We start from the raw sequence: 21,847 nt of genomic DNA, 5'->3' as shown, positions 1-21,847 counted from the left end.
GTTCGCTCAAATAATAGTCCATAATGCCCGCAACGCCCATCTACATCATCTGCTCGCCCCGCCCGCAGGTCGGTAAGACCCTGCTGGCGCGGCTGCTCGCCGAATTCCTGCTGCTCAAGAACGGCAATGTCGCGGCCTTCGACGTCAACCTGAAGGAGCCGTCGCTGCTGGACTACCTGCCTGGCATCACCGAGACCGCCGACGTGATCGACACCTACGGCAAGATGCAGCTGATGGACCGCGTCATCGTCGATGACGGCCTCGCCAAGGTGATCGATCTCGGCTTCCATGCCTTCGACGAATTCTTCAAGATGACCGAGGAGATCGGCCTTCTGAAGGAAGCCGCACGCCGCCACGTCGCGCCGCAGATCCTGTTCGTCGCGGACACAGACCGCGTCTCGGCCCGCGCCCACGAGATGCTGCGCGGGCAGATCCCGCGGATGAATCTGATCACGGTCGACAACGAATATGTCGTGCGCGGCGAATTGCCGGCCGCGATGGAAGGCGGCCGGCTGTTCCGCTTACCGGCGCTGCCCGGCTTCCTCAAAACCTATATCGACCGGCTGACCTTCTCCTTCACCGGCTATCTGCGCCAGGAGAAGGACTCTTCCACCGAGCTGCACCAATGGACCCGGCGGAATTACATCGCCTTCCGGGAGCTCGAGCTCAGCCTGATCCTGCAACGATCGTAGGCTTCTTGGGCCGCCGACTTGGTGCCCACCTTTCCCGACCACGGTCGACCACGGGGAGAGGTGAACCGAGGCCGCAGCCAATGGCGTTATAAGACGGACTGTATTTCTTGTCCGCTCAATGCCCCTCGAACGTCATCAGCGTGCGCACCGGCACGTCCATGGCGCGCAGCTTGGTGGCGCCGCCGAGCTCGGGCAGGTCGATGATGAAGCAGGCGGCGACGACGTTGGCGCCGATCTGGCGCAGCAGCTTCACCGCGCCTTCGGCGGTGCCGCCGGTGGCGATGAGGTCGTCGACCAGGATCACGCGCTCGCCGGGCTGGATGGCGTCGACATGCATCTCCATCTCGTCGATGCCGTATTCGAGAGAATAGGCGATGCGCACGGTGGTGTGCGGCAGCTTGCCTTTCTTGCGGATCGGCACGAAGCCGGCCGAGAGCTGGTGCGCCACCGCCCCGCCGATGATGAAGCCGCGGGCTTCCATGCCGGCGACCTTGTCGATCTTGTTGCCGGCCCAGGGATTGACGAGCTCGTCCACGGCGCGGCGGAACGCGCGGGCATCCGCAAGCAGGGTCGTGATATCGCGGAACATGATCCCGGGCTTCGGATAGTCCGGGATGGTGCGGACGCTCGCCTTGATGTCGTGGTCAAAGGTCATGGTTATCTCGCTCTGGCTTCTCCACCGTCATTGCGAGCGAAGCGAAGCAATCCAGTTCTTCTCCGCGGCAGCAGTCTGGATTGCTTCGTCGCCAGCGCAAAATTGCTTCGCAATTTTGTCGCGGGCTCCTCGCAATGACGACACTCATTCAATTCGTCCCAGCATCCAGCCGGAACGCATTCTCGACAATACGCAAGCCCACCTCGTTGCCCAGCGACATCAGCGATTCCGGATGGAATTGCACGCCGGCGACCGGCAGGGTCTTGTGCTCGAGCGCCATGGCGACGCCGTCTTCGGTGCTGGCGGTGACGGACAACACCTCCGGCATGCTATCGCGCTCGACGAAGAGCGAGTGATAACGGCCGATGACGATCTCGTTCGGCAGGTTGCGCATCAGGCGCCCGCCGCGCACCTGGACCCGCGAGGGCCGGCCGTGGGCGGGATGGCTGAGTTGGCCGAGCTCGCCGCCGAAATATTCACCGATGGCCTGCACGCCGAGGCAGACGCCGAACACCGGCAGCTTCTGCTCCAGCGCCGCATCGATGGTCTTCTTGATCCCGAAGTCCTCAGGACGTCCGGGACCGGGCGAGAGCACCAGCAAATCCCACCTCTTCTGCTTGAGCATGTCGAGCGCATGCACATAGCGGACCACGGTGACGCTGGCGCCGACCTGGCGGAAATAGTCGGCGAGCATATGGACAAAGCTGTCGTCGTGATCGATCAGCAGCACCTGCTTGCCCGAACCGGTGGCATCGGGCGCGAAGGTCGACAGCGGCTTCGGCGGATCGCCGCGCAGCGCCTGGAACAGTGCAGCCGCCTTGACCTGGCACTCGCGGTCTTCCGCGGCGGGATCGGAGTCGAACAGGCAGGTGGCGCCGACGCGCACCTCTGCGAGGCCATCCTTCATGCGGATGGTGCGGATGGTGAGGCCGGTGTTGATGCTGCCGTCGAAATTCACCGCGCCGATTGCACCGGCATACCAACGCCGCGGCGAGCGTTCGTGATCCTCGACAAACTGCATTGCCCAGAGCTTCGGCGCGCCGGTCACGGTCACCGCCCAGGCATGGGTGAGGAAGGCGTCGAGCGCGTCGAAGCCGGGACGCAACATGCCTTCGACGTGATCGACGGTGTGAAAGAGCTTTGAGTAGGTCTCGATCTGGCGGCGCGCCAGCACCTTGATGGTGCCGGGCACGCAAACGCGTGCCTTGTCGTTGCGGTCGACGTCGGTGCACATGTTGAGCTCGAACTCGTCCTTCTCCGAGTTCAGGAGCTGGCGGATCTGCTCGGCATCGCCGATCGCATCGGTGCCGCGTGCGATCGTGCCCGAGATCGGGCAGGTCTCTACGCGGCGGCCGTCCGAGCGCACGAACATCTCGGGCGAGGCCGAGACGAGAAACTCGCCCTCGCCGAGATTCATCAGCGCGCCATAGGGCGACGGATTGATGACGCAGAGGCGCTGGAACACTTCGGCCGGCGAGCGGTCGCAGGGCTCGGCGAACAGCTGGCCCGGCACCGCCTCGAACAGATCGCCCCGCGCGAAGGCTGCGCGCGCGGTCTCGACGGTGGCCTGATATTCGCCGGGGGCGTGATCGGCAAAGCCCTGGCGCGGTGTCTTCATATATGGGCTGTCGGCGGTCTCGCGCGGCAGGCCTTCCGTCGATTTGCCCTTCCAGGCGAAGTCGTAAGAGAGCACCACGCCACGGCCGGTGGCGCGGTCATAGGCAAGCAGGCGGTCGGGCACGTACAGCACGATGTCGCGCTGGTCGGCCTCGCGCGGGCGCTTCTGCACGAGGTCCTCGATCTGGAACACGAGGTCGTAGGCGAAGGCACCGAACAGGCCGAGCAGACCGTCATCATTGGCGGAGAAGGCAGCGACGAGGTCGCGCACCAGCGACATCACGCTGGCGCGGCGGGTGCGCTGGTCCTCCTCGACCGGGGCATCGCCGCGGATGATGTGACCGGCAAGGCGCGTCGCCGACTTTTCGGAGATCACCACGCACGGCTCGCGCAGGACGTCGGCGAGGAAGGCGATCAGCACCTGCCCGCGTGCGTTCAGCGCTTCCAGCTTGAAATTGACCCCAGCGGTCTCGAGCCTGAGGGGTGGATCGGAGAAGCCGAGGTCAAAACTTTCGTAGCGGCCAGGCACGGTCGTGCCCGAGGACAGCACGACGCCGCGGCGGCGGTCGAGCAGGCTGACGAGATCGTCGAGCCTGTTGGCGCCGCCGGTAAATTGCTCGGCCACGCGCGTGATCGCAAGACCCGCGCGGGTCGCGTACTCACTTCTGGCCGGAAGGGCAAAGACGGTCCTGTTCATGTGATCCTCTTGGGGTCCTCTTACGAGACTTGCCGAGGGAACGCCACACAGGACAAACGATCAGGCCGCCGCGCTGTGCTGGCGACCTTCGACGATCTTGGGAAAAGAAATCGCACCGGCCACCTCGTCAGGAGGTGCGCCACCAAAGACGGGCTGGGCGGACGGCGGTGCTCATGGGGCGGATACTCACCATGGCGCGGGGGCGGCGTCAAGGGTGAGGCACGATGGAGCGCAGCGTAATCCGGGGCTCGCGCCCAATTGGAAAGTCCCCGGATTGCGCTGCGCTCCGTCCGCGCTACGAGCGATTACCCCAGATGCTTCCGGAAAAACTCCGTCGCCCGGCCCCAGGCGAGCTCGGCGGCTTCGCGATCGTGCACGGCCTGGCGCTGCTCGTTGACGAAGGCGTGCTCGGCATCATAGCGGAACAGCTCCAGCGACTTGCCGGCAGCCTTCATGGCCTTCTCGAAGCCGCTGACCAGCTCCGGCGTGCACCAATCGTCCTTATTGGCGAAATGGGCCTGGAGCGGAATCTTGACGTCCGCAGGCTTGGCCGCCTGCTCCGGCGGAATGCCGTAGAACACGACGCCGGCCGCGAGCTCCGGGATCTTGGTCGCACCGATGATGGTCACGGCGCCGCCGAGGCAGAACCCGGTCAGCCCGACCTTGGCGCCATTGCGTGACAGATATTGCGTGGCACCGCGCACGGTTTGCGTGGTCGCGTCCATGAAGTCGAGCGAGTTCATCTCCTTGTTGGCGCTCTCCGTGTCGTGATAGGGCACCACCTTGCCCTTGTAGAGATCGGGCGCCAGCGCATCGAAACCCGCGAGCGCAAAGCGGTCGCACAGGCCCTTGATCTGGTCCGACAGGCCCCACCATTCCTGGATCACGACCACGCCCGGCGCATTGCCGCGCGCGGCATTGGCGAGATAGCCCGAGGCGTCCTTGCCGTCCGGGCGCTTGAAGGTGATGGTGGTTCCCATGGTGTCCTCCGGTGAGATTTGGGGGAGCGGTTGAGGGTTATTGTGGCGGCTAGGCGGGCGCGACGCAATCCACACTCCCGTCATTCCGGGGCGGTGCGCAGCACCGAACCCGGAATCTCGAGATTCTCAGGTGCACAATCGCGCACCATAATTCGCACTTTCGCGCGCCCCGGAATGACGGCGAGTTGCGTCAACAAAAAAGCCCCCTGCGGGGGGCTTTTTCATTCATCGAGTCTCGCGCCGCTCTCAGTGCGAGGCGGCCCAGACCTTCTTCTTGGTGAAGTACATCAGGCCCGCGAAGATGATCAGGAACACGAACACCTGGAAACCGAGGCGCTTGCGCGCTTCCATGTGCGGTTCGGCGGTCCACATCAGGAACGTGGTGACGTCCTTGGCGTACTGCGCGACCGTGGTCGGTGAGCCATCGTCATAGGTCACCTGGCCGTCGCTGAGCGGCTTCGGCATCTTGATGGCATGGCCCGGGAAGTACTTGTTGTAGTACGAGCCCTCCGGGATGGTGACGCCCTCCGGCACCTTCTCCTCGAAGCCCTGAAGCACCGCCGCGACGTAGTCCGGGCCCTGCTCCTGGTACTGGGTGAAGAAGTCGAAGACGAACCAGGGGAAGCCGCGCTTATAGGAGCGCGCCTTGGTGATCAGGGACAGGTCGGGCGGCGCCGCACCGCCGTTCGCGGCGCGCGCAGCCTGTTCGTTCGGGAACGGCGAGGGGAAATAGTCCGCCGGCCGGCCCGGACGCTCGAACATGTCGCCCGCATCGTTCGGACCGTCCTTGATCTTGTAGTCCGATGCGAAGGCCGTCGCCTGCGCCACCGAATAGCCGGGCCCGCCGGGCTCAGCGAGGTTGCGGAAGGCGACATAGGACAGGCCGTGGCAGCTGGCGCAGACCTCCTTATAGACCTTCAGGCCGCGCTGCAGCGCGCCGCGATCAAACTTACCGAAAGGGCCCGAGAACGACCATTTGTTGGCCGGCGGGTTGTCGCCGCCTTCAGACGCCTTCGCGCTGTCGATCGAGCCCGCGAACAATGATCCTGCGAGCGCGAGCACGATCGCGGTCGAGACCATCGGTGTCGATCGGCTGCCGGTCTTGGCGAGCACCGCATCAGAGATCGAGTTCGGCACCGGCCGCGGCTTCTCGATGCGCGCGAGCAGCGGCAGCACGATCAGGAAGTAGGCGAAGTAGCAGACCGTCAGGACCCGGCCGGCGACGACGTAGATGCCTTCCGGCGGCTGGGCGCCGAGATAGCCGAGCAGGATGCAGACCACGACGAAGATCCAGAAGAACTGCTTGGCGAGCGGACGGTACTTCGACGATCTGGTCCTGGCGCTGTCGAGCCAAGGCAGGAAGCACAGGATGATGATCGCCCCGAACATCGCGACGACGCCCGCGAGCTTGTTCGGGATCGAGCGCAGGATCGCGTAGAACGGCAGGTAATACCATTCCGGCACGATGTGCGGCGGCGTCACGCCCGGGTTCGCCGGAATGTAGTTGTCGGCGTCGCCGAGATAGTTCGGCATGTAGAAGATGAACCAGGCGTACAGCAGCATGAAGCAGGCGACGCCGAACATGTCCTTGATGGTCGCGTGCGGCGTGAACGGCACCGTGTCCTTTTCCGTCTTCGGCTCGACGCCGTCAGGATTGTTCTGGCCGGCGACGTGCAGCGCCCAGACGTGCAGCACGACCACGCCCGCGATCACGAACGGCAGGAGATAGTGCAGCGAGAAGAAGCGGTTCAGCGTCGGGTTGCCGACCGAATAGCCGCCCCACAGCAGCGTCACGATGCTCTCGCCGACATAGGGAATGGCGGAGAACAGGTTGGTGATGACGGTGGCGCCCCAGAAGCTCATCTGACCCCACGGCAGCACGTAGCCCATGAAGCCGGTCGCCATCATCAGGAGGTAGATGATGACGCCGAGGATCCACAACACTTCCCGCGGCTCCTTGTACGACCCGTAGTAAAGGCCGCGGAACATGTGGACGTAGACGGCGACGAAGAACATCGAGGCGCCAACCGCGTGCATGTTGCGCAGCAGCCAGCCGTAGTTCACGTCACGAACGATCAGCTCGACCGACTTGAAGGCGAGATCGGCTTGCGGCGTGTAGTGCATCGCCAGGACCACGCCGGTCAGGATCTGCATCGCCAGCATGAAGGAGAGGATGGCGCCGAAGGTCCACCAATAGTTCAGGTTGCGCGGGGTGGGATAGGCGACGAAGGAGGAGTGGATGAGACCAAAGATCGGCAGACGCCGCTCGATCCATTGCAGGGCCGGATTGCTCGGCTGGTAGTCGGATGGTCCGCTCATGATGCGATCCTGAGGAAATAAAACGACGAGACGGCGCGAAGCTTCGGACGATAGTCCGAGGCTCAGCCGATCTGGATTTTGGTATCGGAAACGAACTGGTACGGCGGGACCGGCAGGTTCGCGGGCGCAGGCCCCTGGCGGATGCGGCCGGACGAATCGTACTGCGAACCGTGGCAGGGGCAGAAGAACCCGTCGTAATTGCCCTCGTGAGCGATCGGGATGCAGCCGAGATGGGTGCAGATGCCGATCACGACCAGCCACTGCTCGTGGCCGGACTTGACCCGGGCCTCGTCGGACTGCGGATCGGGCAGGCTCGCCACGTTGACGGCGCGCGCCTCGTCGATCTGCTTCTTGGTGCGGTGGCTGATGTAGATCGGCTTGCCGCGCCAGAACACCTTGATGTCCTGGCCTTCCGCAATCGGGCTGAGATCGACCTCGATCGGCGCGCCGGCGGCGATGGTCGAGGCATCAGGATTCATTTGGGAGATGAAGGGCCAGAGCGCAGCCGCGCCCCCTACTGCTGCAGCTGCCCCCGTTGCAACGAATAAGAAATCACGGCGTGTCGGATGGTCCGCCGAAGACGCTGTCGTCACGATTCCAACCCTTTCTTCTTATGCGACCGGTGGAACCGCTCCGGGGGGCGCCCATGAGGTCCCCGGAAAGGCTGCCGGCGCCCGCGGCCCCCCGCGGCGGCAGAACTTTGCTTGCTCACGCCCAAACGGGGAAAACAGCAGTCCAGAATCGTTCTATTGGCACCCTTGCCGGGCGAGCGCAAGCCCGCTATCGGCGCGGGAGCGTGCAATGCACGAATTCCCGGGGGTGCGATGTTTTATTGAGACATTTTGCGCCCGCAACCAGCCCGCCGCCGCCCATGCAGATAGCGCTCTTCCAGCCTGACATTCCTCAGAACACCGGCACGATTCTCAGGCTCTGCGCCTGCTTGGGGTTCGCCGCCCATATCATCGAGCCCGCCGGCTTCTCCTTCTCCGACCGCTTGTTCCGCCGGGCGGGAATGGATTACCTCGACCACGTCAGCGTGACCCGTCACGACTCCTGGTCGAAATTCGAGGACTGGCGCGCAGGCCAGGGCTACCGGCTGCTGCTGTTCACGACCAGGGCCGCCACCGACTACCGCGATTTTCGTTACCAGAACTCGGACATCCTGCTATTCGGGCGCGAGAGCGCCGGCGTCACCGACGCGGTGGTCGAGGCCGCCGATGCGCGCCTGGTGATCCCGATCAAGGCGGGGCTGCGCTCGCTCAATGTGGCGATGGCAGCCGCCATGGCCGCAGGCGAGGCGCTGCGGCAGATCCGGAACGCCGAAGAAGGACTGAGGAGAGAGATTTGAGTTACGCGGTCAAGGAAATCTTCCTGACCCTGCAAGGCGAAGGCGCCCATGCCGGGCGCGCGTCCGTGTTCTGTCGTTTTGCCGGCTGCAACCTCTGGAGCGGCCGCGAGGCCGACCGCGGGGAAGCGACCTGCAAGTTCTGCGATACGGATTTCGTCGGAACCGATGGTACCCTCGGCGGCCGCTACGGCTCGGCTGCGGAACTCGCCGACACCATCGCCGCGCAATGGACGGCATCCGCCGCCAACCGCTACGTGGTTCTGACCGGCGGCGAGCCGCTGCTCCAGGTCGACGCCGCGCTGATCGACGCGCTGCACGCGAGAGGTTTCGAGATCGGCGTCGAGACCAACGGCACGATCGCGGCTCCTGAGGGGCTCGACTGGATCTGCGTCAGCCCCAAGGGCGGCAGCGAGCTGGTCCTGCGGCGTGGCCACGAGCTGAAGCTGGTCTATCCCCAGGCGCTGGCGATGCCCGAAGCATTTGAGGACCTCGCCTTCGAACGCTTCTCGCTGCAGCCGATGGACGGGCCCGAGGTCGTCGAGAACACCGCGCGCGCGATCGACTATTGCTTGCGCCATCCGCAATGGCGGCTGAGCGTGCAGACGCACAAATCGCTCGGCATCAGATAGGACGCGACCGGCAAATGAATATGGACGCCTCGACAATCGAAGACCGCAAGGCCCGCGCCCGCGCCTGGTTCGAGCGCTTGCGCGACGACATCTGCGCGAGCTTCGAGCAGCTCGAGGATGACGCACCGCAAAGCATCTATCCGGGCGAAGCCGGCCGCTTCAAGCGCACGCCCTGGCAGCGCACCGACCACTCTGGCGCGCCTGGCGGCGGCGGGGTGATGTCGATGATGCATGGCCGCCTGTTCGAGAAGGTCGGCGTGCACTGCTCGACGGTGCAAGGCGAATTCGCGCCCGAGTTTCGCGCCCAGATTCCGGGCGCCGCGGAGCATCCGAAATTCTGGGCCTCCGGCATCTCGCTGATCGCGCACATGCGCAATCCGAACGTGCCCGCGGTGCACATGAACACGCGCTTCGTCGTCACCACGAAAGCCTGGTTCGGCGGCGGCGCCGACCTCACGCCGGTGCTGGAGCGAAGGCGGACGCAGGACGATGCCGACAGCATCGCATTCCACGCCGCGATGAAACAGGCCTGCAACCAGCACAGCGGCGTTGCCGAATACGACAAGTACAAGAAATGGTGCGACGAGTATTTCTACCTGCCGCACCGGAAAGAGGCGCGCGGCATCGGCGGCATCTTCTACGACTGGCACGACAGCGGCGACTGGGATGCCGACCTCGCCTTCACCCAGGACGTCGGCCGCGCCTTCCTGAAGATCTATCCCGAGATCGTGCGGCGCAATTTCGCGAGCGCCTGGACCGCGGCAGACCGCGAGGAGCAACTGATCCGGCGCGGCCGCTATGTCGAGTTCAACCTGCTCTACGACCGCGGCACCATCTTCGGACTCAAGACCGGCGGCAATGTGGACTCGATCCTGTCGTCGCTGCCTCCGGAGGTGAAGTGGCCGTGACCACGATGAAGCCCGCCGCAAAGCCGCTCCCGCGCGCCATGCTGATCGACATGGACGACACCATCCTGTCGGCCTATGGCCGGCCCGAGATCGCCTGGAACACGATCACGGCCGAGTTCGCCGAGGAACTGGCGCCGCTGCCGCCGCCGATGGTCGCAACGGCCGTGCTCGCGTTCGCGCGAAACTTCTGGGCCAATGCGGAGCCGGCGTGGCGAATGAAGCTCGCCGAGGCCCGTCACCTCACGGTCAAGGGCGGTTTTGCCGCGCTCGCGGGCGCCGGCCACCGGGCCCTGCCCGACGATCTCGCCATTCGCCTCGCGGACCGCTTCACCGCCTATCGCGAGGAGGAGATGTTCGTCTTCCCCGGTGCGCATGAGGCGATCGACCAATTCAAGGCGCTCGGCATCAAGCTCGCACTGGTCACCAACGGCGCCGCGGACATGCAGCGCGCCAAGGTCGAGCGCTTCGAGCTGGCGCACCGCTTCCATCACATCCAGATCGAAGGCGAGCACGGCTTCGGCAAGCCCGAGGAGCGCGCCTATCTGCACGCGATGGAGGCGCTCGGCGTCACCGCTGAGGATACCTGGATGATCGGCGACAATCTGGAATGGGAGGTCGTGACGCCGCAGCGCCTCGGCATCTATGCGATCTGGATGGACGTGCACGGCGATGGCCTGCCCGAGGGATCGACGGTCAAGCCCGACCGCATCATCCGCTCGCTGACTGAGCTCGTGCCGGACCAGCCGTAACCGGGCAGGACAACAAAAACTGCGAAAACAACCCCATGCACAGTAGGGCGCTGCTGCAAAATCAAAGGCTTACGGATTTTACGAATCGCCTTTGACCCGTCGGGCAAAACAGGGGCATAATGCCATCGTCGCAATGCATGCGATGGGCAGGGCTTCCGCGCGAGCTGCGCCCGTTCGCCAAAGCGGATGAGTTTTGGTTGAATCGATGCGCGCTCGGGACTCGGGGTCACCTCTCCCGCAGGGTCCCGCAGGGAGAGGTGCCGCGCGGCACCGGCGCGCTTTGCCGGCATGCGCCTCGCGTGATCGGCGTGTCATGACTGCCTGCTAGCCTCCCCCGCGTCGATCAACCCGAAAGGACAATCCATGGATCTGAAAGCCGGCGATGTCGTGATGCTGAAATCCGGCGGCCAGCCGCTGACCGTCGCGGAGGTGAAGGAAAACGAGGCGCTCTGCCTCTGGATGGGCATGGAAGGCGACCTGTTCCGCGAGACGCTGCCGCTCGCCGTGCTGATGCAGGTCGAGGAAGATGAGGAAGAGGACGACGAAGACGAGAATGAGGACGAGGAGTAGGTGCATCCTCGTCGGGCCGGAGCTTTCCGCTCCGGTGCTCCCGATGTCCGCTTTTGCCAATAGCGGACATCGCTGGTGTCGTGCAGCGGCCAGGAGGGGGAACGGCTTCTCAATTAGCTTCGATTCCTGCCGAGCGGATGACGCCGGCGTACTTCTCAGTCTCTTGGGCGATGAACTCGGAGAATTGTGTGGATGAACCGAGGATGCTCGTTCCCCCGAGTTCTGCAATCCTGGTCTTCATGGCGGCGTTCTCGAGCGCGGCGTTAACCTCCCGGTTGAGCCTTTCGACAATGTCTGTCGGCGTCATTCTGGGAGCACCTATGCCGAACCATGAACCGGCCTCGTAGCCAGGGACAGTCTCGGCGGCACTCGGCACGTCGGGCAGACTCGCAGACCTGTTCGAAGTTGTCACCGCAATCGGAATGAGCTCGCCTCGCCTGATGTGCGCAATCGACGAGGGCATGGGGTCGAACATTGCGTCAATGCTTCCTGCCAACAGTGCGGCGAGCGCGGGCGTTGAACCGAGATATGGCACCAGCGCAACATCGATGCCGGTCATCGTCCTGAACAGTTCGATGCCGATGTGCTGAGGCGTACCGTGGCCCGCGAATCCGATCTTGAGCTTTCCCGGGTTGGCCTTGGCGTGGGCGATAAATTCCGTGACCGTCCGGACTGGAACTGAGGGATGCACCTCGATCACCAGCGGGACCCGATACAAGAACGCAACGGGCGCGATATCACGGGCGAAATCGAAGTCGAGCCCTTTGAAAAGGGTCGAGTTGATAGTGTTCACCGGTCCACAAACGAGAAGCGTGTGACCGTCAGGGTCTGACTTGACCACCGATCTCGTCGCCACATTCCCGCTCTGCCCCGGCTGGTTTTCGATGACGAACTCCTGACCGAGTCTCTCGGAAAGCCATGGGGCGATCAAGCGACCGGCGATGTCGACCGGCCCTCCGGCGGGAAATCCGACAACAAGCCGTACGCTTCGCGCCGGGTAGCCTTCGGCCAAGGCGATCCGAGGCAGAACTGATGTCCCTATCGTCGCCAACGCGGCGTTCACAAAATCGCGCCTGCGCAGTTGCATGTCGCCCTCCTTGCTGCCGGCCGTACAACTAACGTTTGGACCATCATTCCGCTATGATATGCTTAGGCCGATCTTGATACTTTCAGGGTATGCTGTGGACCTACGTCGCCTCAGATATTTCGTTGCGGTTGCCGAGGAAGGACATATCACCCGCGCAGCGGAGCGCCTTGATATTCAGCAGCCGCCTCTCAGCCGACAGATCAGCCTGATGGAACGAGATCTGGGCGTTCAACTCTTCCGTCGCACGCCTCGCGGCGTCGAAATGACCGTCGCGGGTCAAGTCCTGTTAAGCGAAGCCAAGGCGGTCCTTGCACAGTTCGATCGCGCGATTGATGCGACCCGGCGTGCGGCACGCGGCGAACAGGGCACTCTGTCTATCGGAATTGCGCCAACAGCGCCCTTTAACCCGTTCGTTCCAGACTCGATTCGATGCTTCAGGGAAGCCAATCCGCGGGTCTGCCTCGTGTTGCATGAGGGGCTGAGCAATGACATCGTTGCGCAATTCAACAACGACCAGATGGACGTTGCCTTCGTGCGCGCGCCCCAGATCCATGCAGACGGAGTCATCGTCGCCCCTCTTCAAGAGGAGCCTTTGGTCGTCGCCTTGCCAAGCCGTCACCGCGCGGCAAGAACCAAATCCAAGGCAGTTTCCCTGAAGAGCCTTGCAAACGAACAGTTCATCATGATCGGGCCGGCCGGAACCGGTTTGCACGACGAGACGATCGCAGCTTGCCATAGAGCTGCATTTGCACCTCGTCTTGGCCAGCCGGCCCCCAGAATCACATCGGCACTCGGCCTGGTGGCGGCCGGACTGGGCATCGCGCTGGTGCCTTCAACGATGCAGAGCGCGCGCATGAAAGGGGTCGCTTATCTTCCTCTTGCAGATGCCTCGGCAAAGGCCTTTCTTGGTTTGGCCTGGCGGCGAGACGATCCGTCGCCGGTCCTCAAGAAATTCTTGAGCCTGGTTCGGGCGATGGCAAAGAAAAGGCCCAGGATCTGACGTCCCGGAACTCCCGAGGTCGCGGAGTGATCATTTCAGATCATCTGGATCGTTGCTCTCCAGTTTCTTCCGAAGAGCCGTGACCACACGATGAACGGCTTGCAGATCCTTGATCGCGAGCCCTTCCGAAAGGCCGTTGATCCAAGGCGCCTGCAAAGCCATGGCGGCATCGAAAGCGCGCCGTCCCTTCTCGGTCAAGACGACAAGTTGGGCACGCCGATGGTGCGGGTTGGCCTCGAACGCCACAAGCCCTTCCGCGTGCAGGTCGTTGACGATCCGCTGCACGTTCTGGCGATTGGCACCGAGATCGCGGGCCAGCCATGCGACCGGCTGGGATCGCTCGGCATGAACAATTGCGCCGAGAATTTGCCAGCGCGCGCTCGTCAGCCCAAGCCGCGCCACCAAGCGGTCGCCTGCGGTCAAGAGCAGACTGTTGAGCCGGAACAGGTCGAGCATGAGGTCGGTCAAAGCATCGCCGGCCGGCGTTCGTTGGGATTTCAGCATCTGTCACCATAAAGTTATATTGACATCATTATGTCAATTTAGTATTTGACGTATCGTACCATATTGACATCATGCAACCAAATATCGGAGGTTTCATGCCATTCCTGCGTCCTCTCGACCCCACATTTCCGATCGATCGCCAACTCGGCATCGACGCCGGTCCCGTTGTGCTGGTGAATGTCTTCACGCTCGACAATGCCGACGAGCAGAGCTTCCTCCAGGTCTGGCAGGACGATGCTGCCTTCATGAAGCGGCAGCCCGGCTTCATCTCCACCCAGCTTCACCGCGCGATCGGCGATCGCCCGACCTACCTGAACTATGCCGTCTGGGAATCGAGCGCCCATTTCCGCGCCGCGTTCACGCACCCTGAGTTCAGATCGAAGATCTCGGCCTATCCCTCTTCCGCCGTCGCTTCCCCTCACCTGTTCCAAAAGGTCGCGGTGCCCGACATCTGCGTCGCGTGATCGCCCGGCACGAGCTGGACTTGGACAATGGTCAAGATTCTTCATCCGATAGCCGGCGCGACGGCACTGGTGACGATTGCAACGTTCTGAATCTCCGCGGTTCTCACTGAAGTGCTTGCGTCACACGCGAGCGTAATGCCGTGGGGCTTCCCGCTATTGGTCCCGGCGCTGGCGGTGACGCGAGGCTCGGGGTCCTTCCTCGCCAATGAATGGCGCGCCGCGCGATCTTCGCCTTTGGTCACAAGCCGAAATGAAACACGGTGTGGGAATACAATTGCCGATTTTCTGGGCGGGACGCCAAAGTCGTTGCTGATATCGCCTGAACTAGAGAACGGAATTGTCCGCTGAGCAGCCTAAAGTTGCGGGAGCGCGAAGGCGGGCACGCGATGAACGGTATCCGAACGGGATTTTTGGACTCCATCGGCAATACGCCATTGATCAGGCTGCGAATGGCGTCGGAGACCACAGGCTGCGAGATCTACGGCAAGGCCGAGTTTCTCAATCCTGGTGGATCGATAAAGGATCGCGCGGCCCTCGCCATAGTCAACGATGCTGAGCGAAGTGGCAAGCTCAGGCCGGGCGGCGTCATCGTCGAAGGCACGGCGGGAAATGTCGGCATCGGCATTACGCTCGTCGGGAATGCACGCGGCTATCGGAGCGTGATCGTGATGCCCGATACTCAGAGTCAGGAAAAGAAGGATATGCTGCGGTTGTGCGGCGCGGACCTGCGACTGGTCCCCGCCGTTCCCTATTCAAATCCGGGTCATTACGCCCGCTATTCCGGTCAGCTCGCCGAAAAACTCGGTGCATTCTGGGCTAACCAGTTCGACAACGTTGCCAATCGTGAGGGCCATTACCGCACGACCGGGCCGGAGATTTGGGAACAAACCGGCGGAAAGATTGATGGCTTTACCTGTGCTGTCGGCAGCGGCGGGACTTTGGGCGGGGTTGCACGAGCCCTCAAGGAGCGCAATCCGGCCATCAGAATCGCGCTCAGCGATCCCATGGGGGCCGCGCTCTACAACTGGTTCACCAAGGGAGAGCTCACGACCGAAGGAGACTCGATCACTGAGGGGATCGGGCAAGTGCGTGTGACCAGGAACCTGGAAGGCACGCCGATTGATGCAGCGTATCAGATCACGGACGAGGAGGCGTTGCCCATTCTATTCGATATGATCGAGCACGAAGGGCTTGTGCTCGGTGGATCCAGCGCCATCAACATTGTTGGAGCGATGCGACTCGCGCGCGACCTCGGTCCGGGCAAAACCATCGTGACCATCCTTGCGGATGGCGGACAACGCTATCAATCCAAGCTGTTCAACCCGGAATTTCTGCGCAAGAAGAACCTGCCCACCCCGCATTGGATGCGATAGCAACCGGCATCGAGAGCCTCAGCAGCACATGTTGGACCTGATGGGGTCAGACTCAAGGCGGCAATATGGGTCGTGACGGCTCAAGTTCGTTCCGACCTGTAGACTCGGCATCGAGCCAATCGCGGCGAGCCGGCCCCGGCTCCGCAAATGTCCCATCCCGTCTCCATTGATGGCTTGCGGGCATTCGCCGCAATCTTCGCCTTCGGGCCAACAACGGAAGTCATGCCGGCCCGAGCTTGCCGTTCTCGTCTATGACACCACAGGCTAGGAACGTCGCACTTCGAAGTAGGTTTTTTCCCCACGATCGAACCCGGCGCTCTCGTAGAACCGTAACGTCGTCTCTCGCTTCGAACCGGTCGCCAAATGGACTTTGTAGCAATCGGCGCGCGCGGCAACATCAAGCGCGTATGCACCCGCCGGCCAAGCCCCAGGTTGCGGTACTGAGCGTGAGTCACCACGTTTTCAATGACCCCGTATGATCGAGCGCCCCGAGAAAGGTTCGGCACAACCGCGAGAGTGCACGAGGATACAAGCAGTTCTGCTGTTTGCGCCACGATCACGGTCATGAAGTCGGAAGTAAGCAAGGTCTTCCAAACGCGCTCAGCCTTCATCGTTTCCAGCGGAGGCTCATGCGGATGAAGGTGTTGGTAGAGGTTCAACACTCCGGCCAGATCGAGTTGAGTGGCAGAGCGGACAATGGCTTCGTGCATTTCGTAGATCTCACAAAAATGGGGACAGTGTCTCACCGGTCACGGTCAGATAGGATAATCACTAGAGGCCGGGAGCTTTCTAACTGACTGGCCCCGCTGTTGTTGAATGCGATCAAAGATCTGCGGATTGAATCCCGTGCACTGGGCTCGGGAGTGTCGGGTCATCGTAAGCTTAGGTTGTATTGCCCTCAATGCCGGAAAATCGATCTCAATCAGACACCATAACCTGCGCGCTGGCACATTGGCGCGGCAGATAACAGGCAACGCCCGAAACATGCGTTTCAACTCAGATGGCAGCTCCGGCCAGCAAGAAAGCGCCGCCGAGCGCGACCATCGCAACTCCAGGCCAGTTCGATTTGATGCCGAAGCCGCTGCCTGGCCTTTCAGGCTCCAGCGTGTCACGCCCGGAGCGAAGCCACCTTCCGCCGCTGAATCGGCCTCGCCAGATGGGTTGAAACGCCATTTGGAGAACGCCGCCGAAAACGAGGAGCACGCCAAGCCATATGAGAGTCATGCTCACCTCCTCTACCCGCGAACGCCGACGCACTGCTGCGCCGAGAAGCTTGGTGCAGCTAGCGCCTGCCCGCTGCTCTCGGAATCAGATCGACTTGACGATCGCCGGACGCGCCAGCGCGCCGCACGCAAGCCGGGGATCGCAGCCACCGAAGCTCAGGTTACGTCCAAACGTCCCGCCTAGTCCTCGTCCGGCTCGCGCACGACCGGCGGTTCGTCGGTCTGGTCCTCATCGTCCTGCTCTTCCTCTTCATCGTCTTCATCGTCATCAGGATCTCGAGGCGGCATCGTGTTGGGCATGATCGCGAAGACATGCCGGTCGATCCTGGCGGGAACCAGCTCGGGGAGTTGGATCATGGTGCTGCTCCTCGGATGTGACCCTGGGACACTCTACTCCTTTTCGGCGGGGCAGACACGAAATTGGCGGCCGGCGCGGACAAGGTCCGGCCTCTGTCGAACGAGTGTCCGAGTTCGTCGCATTCGATCGTACCCTGAAACGAGGCGAACGGACCATCCGGAGCGCTTGCGTTGCCACAAGCGGCCCGGTTTCAGCCCAGCCTCATGCATAGCGCCCCAATTATTCACGACAGCATAGCAAAGCCCGCGCGGCCGGTGCAGCGCGGGCTGTTTCGATTTTGCCGATTTTGCTCTTTTACGATTTGCTCGATGTGTCAAATCTTGTGACGAAGCCACCAAATTTGGCAGCCTCGGCACACGTCCTGACGCAAGACGTCAGTTCTTGAACCCGAGACTGGAGCAATACCATCAGATGTCATTGCCTCTCGACTTCGGTTGGAAGCGAACGGTGTCCGACAAGTCTGCCGTCTCAGCGCATTCCAAGGGACAAGCACTGCTCAGTCGCGTTTGGAATTCCGCGCTTTCGGTAGAGCGTGGCGCCACGCTGTCTCAAGTGCCGACTTCAGCTCGCCCGGTGTCAGCTTCGCCAGTGTTGCCGTGGTCCAGCCTTGCTTGCCCCAAGCGTTCGGTACCGGAGCGAACGCCTCCGGCGCCACGACGCATTTGAGCTCCTGCTCGTCCGGCGTGAACTTGAAGTTGGCCGTCTTGCCGTCAGCGGCGAGGGTCACGTAAATCCGGGCCACCTTGAAAGCGGCGCGATCAAAGTGGGGGGCCTCCGTCGTCTCGGACAGCGACAGGGCTATGCGGCGAAGGTCTGCGCCCGTGGCCATCGGCACCTCGTGAAAGAACAGCTCTCCGATATTCTAGCCGAGTCGCGGCTTTTAACACGGGGTCAAAAGCCGTCCTGCGCGCATGAGCCGAAGATGTCCGCTACCGTGGCTAGAGCCGACCACTCTTCACTTGCAAACGACAATCTAAGCGATCAGCTGCCTCGCCGCCGCCGAGATCATCACCAGCCCTCCCGTGATCACCGCGACGTCCAGGATCGCGGTGTGGATATGCACCGGCATCCGCTCCACGAAAGCCTTGGCGAGGAACGCGCCGGGGATCGCAATTCCGCCGATCAGCAGCGCGAAGGCGAGCACCTGCGCCGTCACGGCGCCGGCGAGGCCAAACACCGAGATCTTGATCAGGCCGGTGCCGAGCGAGATCATCGCGTCGGTCGCGATCACGGCGGCGCCTTCGAGGCCGGCCGCTATCAGGAGCGAGAGCAGGATCACGCCTGAACCCGAGGTGCCGCCGACCAGCACACCATAACCGACCGAGCCGGCGGCGAGGCCGCCGTCGCCGATCTTGACCTGGCGGCGGCGGAGCACGCGGCGCAACGGCACGCTCAGGATCAGCATGGTGCCGATCACGAGCGCCGCACCGGCATTGGTGAGGCGCGTGTAGCCATAGGCGCCGAGCGCGGTGGTCAGCGTCGCGCAGGCCAGCACGATCAGCACGCGACGGCGGTCGGCATAGCGGACATAGGCAACAGCGCGGCTCGCATTGGTCAGCATCGCGGAGATCGCGATGATCGGCACCACGGGCTCGGCGCCGACCAGCGGCACCAGCACCAGCGGCATCAGGGCGCCGGTGCCGTAGCCGGCGAGACCACCGATGATCGAAGCAAACAACGCCACCGTTGCGACCAGCAGGAGCTGGAAAATCGAGATGTCGGCGAAGCCCGAGACGATGGTCACGTTCTCTCGTCGCGGCTGATGCGAGCCGCAGCTTGATCGGCGATGGCAGCGAGTGCGGCTTGCTCTAGTGGAAAATCCGCCGCAAGCCAAGCGTCCTCGGCGAGTGTCAACACATGCCCGAGCGCGGGTCCTTCGGTCAGACCGCGCGCGATGAAGTCGGCGGCCTTCAGCGGAAATTTCGGCGCAGTCCAGCGCTGCGGCAGCTCGGCCAGCGCGCGCCAGCGCGGCGAACGCACCTCGCCGGCGGCGCGCGCCCAGCCGAGCAAGACGCGATCGTGGTAGCGCTCCGCACCGAGCCGATAGAGCAAACGCCGCGCATCGGGCTCGTCCTTGGCGGCCAAGCGCCACCAGCGGTGGCCCATCGAATCCAGCGCCTTGGTTTCCGCGTTGGTGAGCCGCAAGCGCGCGGCGACGCGCTTGGCATCTTCGGTGACGGCGACCGTCAGCGCGGCCAGCCGCCGCGTGCTGCTTGCCGGCAGGCCGAGCTCGCGCTCGATCGCGATCATCGTCGCCAGGGGGCCGGTGTAGACCACGCCGCCGGTCAACGCCTGCAGCAATCCGCCCTCGGCCATGGCCAGTACGGCCGCGGCTGCACCGCCGGCCACCAGCAGCTTCAGCATCTCCATGCGCACCCGCTCGGCCGAGAGATTCGCAAGGCCCGCGCGTCGGCGGATGCAGGCGAGATAGCCGTCGCGGTCGGGCTCGCCGGCGCCGAAGGCGGCGTGGATGCGGAAGAAACGCAGGATGCGCAAATAATCCTCGGCGATGCGCTGATCGGGATCGCCGATGAAGCGCACGCGACGGGCTTTGGCATCCGCGATGCCGCCGACATAGTCGTAGACGAGACCGCTCGCATCGACCGATAGGCCGTTCATGGTGAAATCGCGCCGCTCGGCATCCTTCACCCAGTCGCGGCCGAAGGCGACCTTGGCCTTGCGGCCGAAGGTCTCGGTGTCCTCGCGCAGCGTCGTGACTTCATAGGGGTGCCCGTCGATGACGAGCGTGACGGTGCCGTGGTCGATGCCGGTCGGCACGCCCTTGATGCCGGCGGCCTTGGCGCGCCGCATCACCTCCTCCGGCAGCGCCGTGGTCGCGATGTCGATGTCACCAGGCTGAAGACCGAGCAGTGCATTGCGCACGGCGCCGCCGACCACCCGCGCCTCCTCGCCATCGGTGCCGAGCAGCGCCAGGACACGCGCGGTCCCGCCTGCGGTCAGCCAGGGCGCATGGGCAAGTAAAGGCTCCGCGCTCATCAATCGGTCCCTATTTTTCCACGCCCGGCACGAGCTTGCCGTGCTCGATATGGGCGGGGATGTAGGTCGAATCCGGCGGCGCGCCGGAGAAATGCGCAAGGCCGATCAGGCCGGCGATCACCAGCACGATCGCCGCCAGCGCAAGACGCGCGACGATCGCGACCGGCCATGACGTTTGCACGAACAGGCCGGAGCGCGTGGCGGCCAGGAACAGCGCATAGACGGCAAAGGGGATGAGGAAGATTCCGATCTCGGTCAGAACCGTCCGGATCATGATGAATAGATCCGCTCATACAGCACACGCAGCATTCCCGCCGTCGCCCCCCAGATGTAGCGCTCCGCGAACGGCATCGCGTAGTAGGACCGCGCCATGCCGCGGAATTCCTTGCTGTGCACCTGGTGGTTCACAGGGTTCATCAGGAAGGATAGCGGCACCTCGAACGCATCATCAACCTCGGAATGGTTGATGGTGAGCGAAAAGCCGGGCCTGACCCTCGCCACCGTCGGCAGGATGCGGAAGCCGAAGGCGGTGCCGTAGAGATCGAGATAGCCGAGCGGCTCGACGAAGTCTCTGGACAGCCCGACCTCCTCCTCGGCCTCGCGCAGCGCCGCATCGAGCGGCGAGGCATCGGTCGCGTCGATCTTGCCGCCGGGAAACGCGATCTGGCCGGCATGGTCGTTGAGATGCGCCGATCGCTGCGTCAAGAGGATGGTGGGCTCGGGATGGTCGACCACCGCGATCAGCACCGCTGCGGGGCGCACCGGCTGCTCGCGCGCGATGATCTCGAGCATCTTGTCGGTGCCGGGATCGCCCGAGGTGGGGATGATGTTTGGATCGTAGAGGCCGGGCGGCACGTCGAAGCCGAGCCGCGCCCTGGAGCGCGCGAAGAAATCCGCCGCGCCCAAGATGGCGGGATCACCCTCAGCCTCGCTCTCAACCTCACTCTTGGGGATAGGCTTGTTCAAAGCGCGGCCCTCACCTGCTCCGCATCGGCCATGGCGAAGAATTCGCCGGCCGACTCGACACCGAACATCGGCTGGCCATCGACCATCCGCTCCTCGCCCATGTCAACCAGATCGTAATAGAGCGCGCGCGTGACCTTGGCCCAGAGATCGGCGCGGACGTGCAAGTAGGGCGTCAGCCCGCCATCCTGCGCCTGCTCGAAGCGCAGCCGGTGCGCGGCATCGCAGGTGACCCAGTCATCGACATTGGTGCGGAAGCGCAGCACGCGATGATGGCCCTCGCCGTCCTTCTGCATCTCGACCGCCATGAACGGCGCATCATCGACGCGGATGCCGACCTTCTCGACCGGCGTGACCAGGAAATGCTTGTCGCCCTCGCGCTTGAGGATGGTCGAGAACAACCGGACCAAGGCAGGACGGCCGATTGGCGTCCCCAGATAGAACCAAGTACCATCGGACGCGATTCGGATGTCGAGATCGCCGCAAAACGGCGGATTCCACAGATGCACCGGCGGCAGGCCCTTTTTGGCGCCTTCCGCATTGGCAGCGCTTTTGGCGCCGGCAGTCAGCCCCTCAAGACCGAGATCGGCGCTCTGCCCTTGGTTCGCCATGGTTTGCCTTGACCTTGTGATTGGCACGATTGGTGCAGATCTACGTTGAACTCGGGTGTGCGGTTCCATCCGGAATAGCCCGGTGTGGAGGTCGCCACTTCGT

Annotated in this window: 23 protein-coding genes; 9 read left to right on the top strand and 14 right to left on the bottom strand. The window is 63.4% G+C overall.

Annotated elements, in window-relative coordinates; genetic code table 11:
- Nucleotides 1-23 precede the first annotated feature (23 nt).
- Nucleotides 24-692, top strand: coding sequence for a hypothetical protein (locus P6U28_RS03655; RefSeq protein WP_407121764.1), 669 nt, complete (start codon nt 24-26; stop codon nt 690-692).
- A 115-nt stretch (nt 693-807) separates the two neighbouring features.
- On the opposite strand, the gene P6U28_RS03650 is transcribed toward P6U28_RS03655, so the two are convergent.
- From P6U28_RS03650 to petA, 5 genes are all read right to left on the bottom strand, one after another.
- Entirely contained in the window at nt 808-1,347 is a 540-nt protein-coding gene (locus P6U28_RS03650; RefSeq protein WP_122404825.1) for an adenine phosphoribosyltransferase, read from the bottom strand.
- Between the two features lie 148 nt (nt 1,348-1,495).
- Nucleotides 1,496-3,661, bottom strand: coding sequence for an anthranilate synthase component I (locus tag P6U28_RS03645; protein ID WP_407121763.1), 2,166 nt, complete (start codon nt 3,659-3,661; stop codon nt 1,496-1,498).
- A gap of 305 nt (nt 3,662-3,966) precedes the next feature.
- Complete coding sequence (locus P6U28_RS03640; RefSeq protein ID WP_122404827.1) at nt 3,967-4,641, bottom strand: dienelactone hydrolase family protein; 675 nt, start codon at nt 4,639-4,641, stop codon at nt 3,967-3,969.
- Between the two features lie 246 nt (nt 4,642-4,887).
- Nucleotides 4,888-6,960: a cytochrome b/c1 gene (gene fbcH / locus P6U28_RS03635; RefSeq protein ID WP_122404828.1), complete on the bottom strand. Its 2,073-nt coding sequence runs from the start codon at nt 6,958-6,960 to the stop codon at nt 4,888-4,890.
- A 62-nt stretch (nt 6,961-7,022) separates the two neighbouring features.
- Nucleotides 7,023-7,553 carry a ubiquinol-cytochrome c reductase iron-sulfur subunit gene (gene petA / locus P6U28_RS03630; RefSeq protein ID WP_011085272.1) on the bottom strand — a complete coding sequence of 177 codons (531 nt, stop codon included), beginning with the start codon at nt 7,551-7,553 and terminating at the stop codon, nt 7,023-7,025.
- A 278-nt stretch (nt 7,554-7,831) separates the two neighbouring features.
- Here petA and P6U28_RS03625 point away from each other — a divergent pair, with 278 nt between their 5' ends.
- From P6U28_RS03625 to P6U28_RS03605, 5 genes are all read left to right on the top strand, one after another.
- Nucleotides 7,832-8,308, top strand: coding sequence for a tRNA (cytidine(34)-2'-O)-methyltransferase (locus tag P6U28_RS03625; protein WP_407121762.1), 477 nt, complete (start codon nt 7,832-7,834; stop codon nt 8,306-8,308).
- A complete protein-coding gene (gene queE, locus P6U28_RS03620; protein ID WP_407121761.1) occupies nt 8,305-8,937 on the top strand; it encodes a 7-carboxy-7-deazaguanine synthase in 633 nt (210 codons plus the stop codon). The genes P6U28_RS03625 and queE overlap by 4 nt, the downstream gene beginning before the upstream one ends.
- A gap of 20 nt (nt 8,938-8,957) precedes the next feature.
- The gene (gene hemF, locus P6U28_RS03615) at nt 8,958-9,845 is read left to right on the top strand and encodes an oxygen-dependent coproporphyrinogen oxidase (protein ID WP_407123197.1); all 888 of its coding nucleotides are present in this window, start codon (nt 8,958-8,960) and stop codon (nt 9,843-9,845) included.
- Between the two features lie 5 nt (nt 9,846-9,850).
- Nucleotides 9,851-10,594 (top strand): HAD family hydrolase, encoded by a 744-nt coding sequence (locus P6U28_RS03610; RefSeq protein ID WP_407123196.1) that lies wholly within the window; start codon nt 9,851-9,853, stop codon nt 10,592-10,594.
- Nucleotides 10,595-10,957: 363 nt separating this feature from the next.
- Nucleotides 10,958-11,164, top strand: coding sequence for a DUF2158 domain-containing protein (locus P6U28_RS03605; RefSeq protein ID WP_122404833.1), 207 nt, complete (start codon nt 10,958-10,960; stop codon nt 11,162-11,164).
- Between the two features lie 109 nt (nt 11,165-11,273).
- On the opposite strand, the gene P6U28_RS03600 is transcribed toward P6U28_RS03605, so the two are convergent.
- Nucleotides 11,274-12,251 carry a Bug family tripartite tricarboxylate transporter substrate binding protein gene (locus P6U28_RS03600; protein WP_407121760.1) on the bottom strand — a complete coding sequence of 326 codons (978 nt, stop codon included), beginning with the start codon at nt 12,249-12,251 and terminating at the stop codon, nt 11,274-11,276.
- 94 nt (nt 12,252-12,345) lie between these two features.
- Between P6U28_RS03600 and P6U28_RS03595 the strand changes: the two genes are divergently transcribed.
- The gene (locus tag P6U28_RS03595; protein ID WP_407121759.1) at nt 12,346-13,251 is read left to right on the top strand and encodes a LysR substrate-binding domain-containing protein; all 906 of its coding nucleotides are present in this window, start codon (nt 12,346-12,348) and stop codon (nt 13,249-13,251) included.
- A gap of 30 nt (nt 13,252-13,281) precedes the next feature.
- On the opposite strand, the gene P6U28_RS03590 is transcribed toward P6U28_RS03595, so the two are convergent.
- Entirely contained in the window at nt 13,282-13,755 is a 474-nt protein-coding gene (locus tag P6U28_RS03590) for a MarR family winged helix-turn-helix transcriptional regulator (protein WP_407121758.1), read from the bottom strand.
- Between the two features lie 95 nt (nt 13,756-13,850).
- Between P6U28_RS03590 and P6U28_RS03585 the strand changes: the two genes are divergently transcribed.
- Nucleotides 13,851-14,219 (top strand): antibiotic biosynthesis monooxygenase, encoded by a 369-nt coding sequence (locus tag P6U28_RS03585; protein ID WP_122404836.1) that lies wholly within the window; start codon nt 13,851-13,853, stop codon nt 14,217-14,219.
- Between the two features lie 386 nt (nt 14,220-14,605).
- The gene (locus P6U28_RS03580) at nt 14,606-15,592 is read left to right on the top strand and encodes a cysteine synthase A (protein WP_122406827.1); all 987 of its coding nucleotides are present in this window, start codon (nt 14,606-14,608) and stop codon (nt 15,590-15,592) included.
- A 1,403-nt stretch (nt 15,593-16,995) separates the two neighbouring features.
- On the opposite strand, the gene P6U28_RS03575 is transcribed toward P6U28_RS03580, so the two are convergent.
- The 7 genes from P6U28_RS03575 to P6U28_RS03545 all read right to left on the bottom strand — a co-directional run bounded on the left by P6U28_RS03575 (nt 16,996) and on the right by P6U28_RS03545 (nt 21,744).
- The gene (locus P6U28_RS03575; protein ID WP_160118873.1) at nt 16,996-17,172 is read right to left on the bottom strand and encodes a hypothetical protein; all 177 of its coding nucleotides are present in this window, start codon (nt 17,170-17,172) and stop codon (nt 16,996-16,998) included.
- A gap of 497 nt (nt 17,173-17,669) precedes the next feature.
- Nucleotides 17,670-18,002, bottom strand: a complete 333-nt coding sequence (locus P6U28_RS03570; RefSeq protein WP_407121757.1) for an MmcQ/YjbR family DNA-binding protein — start codon at nt 18,000-18,002, stop codon at nt 17,670-17,672.
- A 144-nt stretch (nt 18,003-18,146) separates the two neighbouring features.
- Nucleotides 18,147-18,917: a sulfite exporter TauE/SafE family protein gene (locus tag P6U28_RS03565; RefSeq protein WP_407121756.1), complete on the bottom strand. Its 771-nt coding sequence runs from the start codon at nt 18,915-18,917 to the stop codon at nt 18,147-18,149.
- Nucleotides 18,914-20,170, bottom strand: a complete 1,257-nt coding sequence (locus tag P6U28_RS03560; protein WP_407121755.1) for a CCA tRNA nucleotidyltransferase — start codon at nt 20,168-20,170, stop codon at nt 18,914-18,916. The genes P6U28_RS03565 and P6U28_RS03560 overlap by 4 nt, the downstream gene beginning before the upstream one ends.
- A gap of 10 nt (nt 20,171-20,180) precedes the next feature.
- Nucleotides 20,181-20,444 (bottom strand): DUF6111 family protein, encoded by a 264-nt coding sequence (locus P6U28_RS03555; RefSeq protein ID WP_129144651.1) that lies wholly within the window; start codon nt 20,442-20,444, stop codon nt 20,181-20,183.
- Entirely contained in the window at nt 20,441-21,136 is a 696-nt protein-coding gene (locus P6U28_RS03550) for a CoA pyrophosphatase (RefSeq protein ID WP_129144652.1), read from the bottom strand. The genes P6U28_RS03555 and P6U28_RS03550 overlap by 4 nt, the downstream gene beginning before the upstream one ends.
- On the bottom strand, nt 21,133-21,744 hold the full coding sequence (locus P6U28_RS03545) for a DUF1285 domain-containing protein (protein WP_407121754.1): 612 nt from the start codon (nt 21,742-21,744) through the stop codon (nt 21,133-21,135). The genes P6U28_RS03550 and P6U28_RS03545 overlap by 4 nt, the downstream gene beginning before the upstream one ends.
- Nucleotides 21,745-21,847 lie beyond the last annotated feature (103 nt).

Source organism: Bradyrhizobium sp. STM 3561 (assembly GCF_045571455.1).
Taxonomy (GTDB): Bacteria; Pseudomonadota; Alphaproteobacteria; order Rhizobiales; family Xanthobacteraceae; genus Bradyrhizobium; species Bradyrhizobium vignae.
This window is presented reverse-complemented; position numbering and strand designations above follow the sequence as displayed.

Excerpts from the sequence above, each read along its gene's own strand:
- fbcH (WP_122404828.1), bottom strand. The coding sequence starts at position 6,960 with ATGAGCGGACCATCCGACTACCAGCCGAGCAATCCGGCCCTGCAATGG.
- P6U28_RS03585 (WP_122404836.1), top strand. The coding sequence starts at position 13,851 with ATGCCATTCCTGCGTCCTCTCGACCCCACATTTCCGATCGATCGCCAA.
- P6U28_RS03645 (WP_407121763.1), bottom strand. The coding sequence starts at position 3,661 with ATGAACAGGACCGTCTTTGCCCTTCCGGCCAGAAGTGAGTACGCGACC.
- P6U28_RS03545 (WP_407121754.1), bottom strand. The coding sequence starts at position 21,744 with ATGGCGAACCAAGGGCAGAGCGCCGATCTCGGTCTTGAGGGGCTGACT.
- P6U28_RS03575 (WP_160118873.1), bottom strand. The coding sequence starts at position 17,172 with ATGATCCAACTCCCCGAGCTGGTTCCCGCCAGGATCGACCGGCATGTC.
- P6U28_RS03640 (WP_122404827.1), bottom strand. The coding sequence starts at position 4,641 with ATGGGAACCACCATCACCTTCAAGCGCCCGGACGGCAAGGACGCCTCG.
- P6U28_RS03555 (WP_129144651.1), bottom strand. The coding sequence starts at position 20,444 with ATGATCCGGACGGTTCTGACCGAGATCGGAATCTTCCTCATCCCCTTT.
- P6U28_RS03650 (WP_122404825.1), bottom strand. The coding sequence starts at position 1,347 with ATGACCTTTGACCACGACATCAAGGCGAGCGTCCGCACCATCCCGGAC.
- P6U28_RS03655 (WP_407121764.1), top strand. The coding sequence starts at position 24 with ATGCCCGCAACGCCCATCTACATCATCTGCTCGCCCCGCCCGCAGGTC.
- P6U28_RS03605 (WP_122404833.1), top strand. The coding sequence starts at position 10,958 with ATGGATCTGAAAGCCGGCGATGTCGTGATGCTGAAATCCGGCGGCCAG.
- P6U28_RS03560 (WP_407121755.1), bottom strand. The coding sequence starts at position 20,170 with ATGAGCGCGGAGCCTTTACTTGCCCATGCGCCCTGGCTGACCGCAGGC.
- P6U28_RS03610 (WP_407123196.1), top strand. The coding sequence starts at position 9,851 with ATGAAGCCCGCCGCAAAGCCGCTCCCGCGCGCCATGCTGATCGACATG.
- hemF (WP_407123197.1), top strand. The coding sequence starts at position 8,958 with ATGGACGCCTCGACAATCGAAGACCGCAAGGCCCGCGCCCGCGCCTGG.
- P6U28_RS03625 (WP_407121762.1), top strand. The coding sequence starts at position 7,832 with ATGCAGATAGCGCTCTTCCAGCCTGACATTCCTCAGAACACCGGCACG.
- P6U28_RS03600 (WP_407121760.1), bottom strand. The coding sequence starts at position 12,251 with ATGCAACTGCGCAGGCGCGATTTTGTGAACGCCGCGTTGGCGACGATA.
- P6U28_RS03570 (WP_407121757.1), bottom strand. The coding sequence starts at position 18,002 with ATGGCCACGGGCGCAGACCTTCGCCGCATAGCCCTGTCGCTGTCCGAG.
- P6U28_RS03590 (WP_407121758.1), bottom strand. The coding sequence starts at position 13,755 with ATGCTGAAATCCCAACGAACGCCGGCCGGCGATGCTTTGACCGACCTC.
- P6U28_RS03580 (WP_122406827.1), top strand. The coding sequence starts at position 14,606 with ATGAACGGTATCCGAACGGGATTTTTGGACTCCATCGGCAATACGCCA.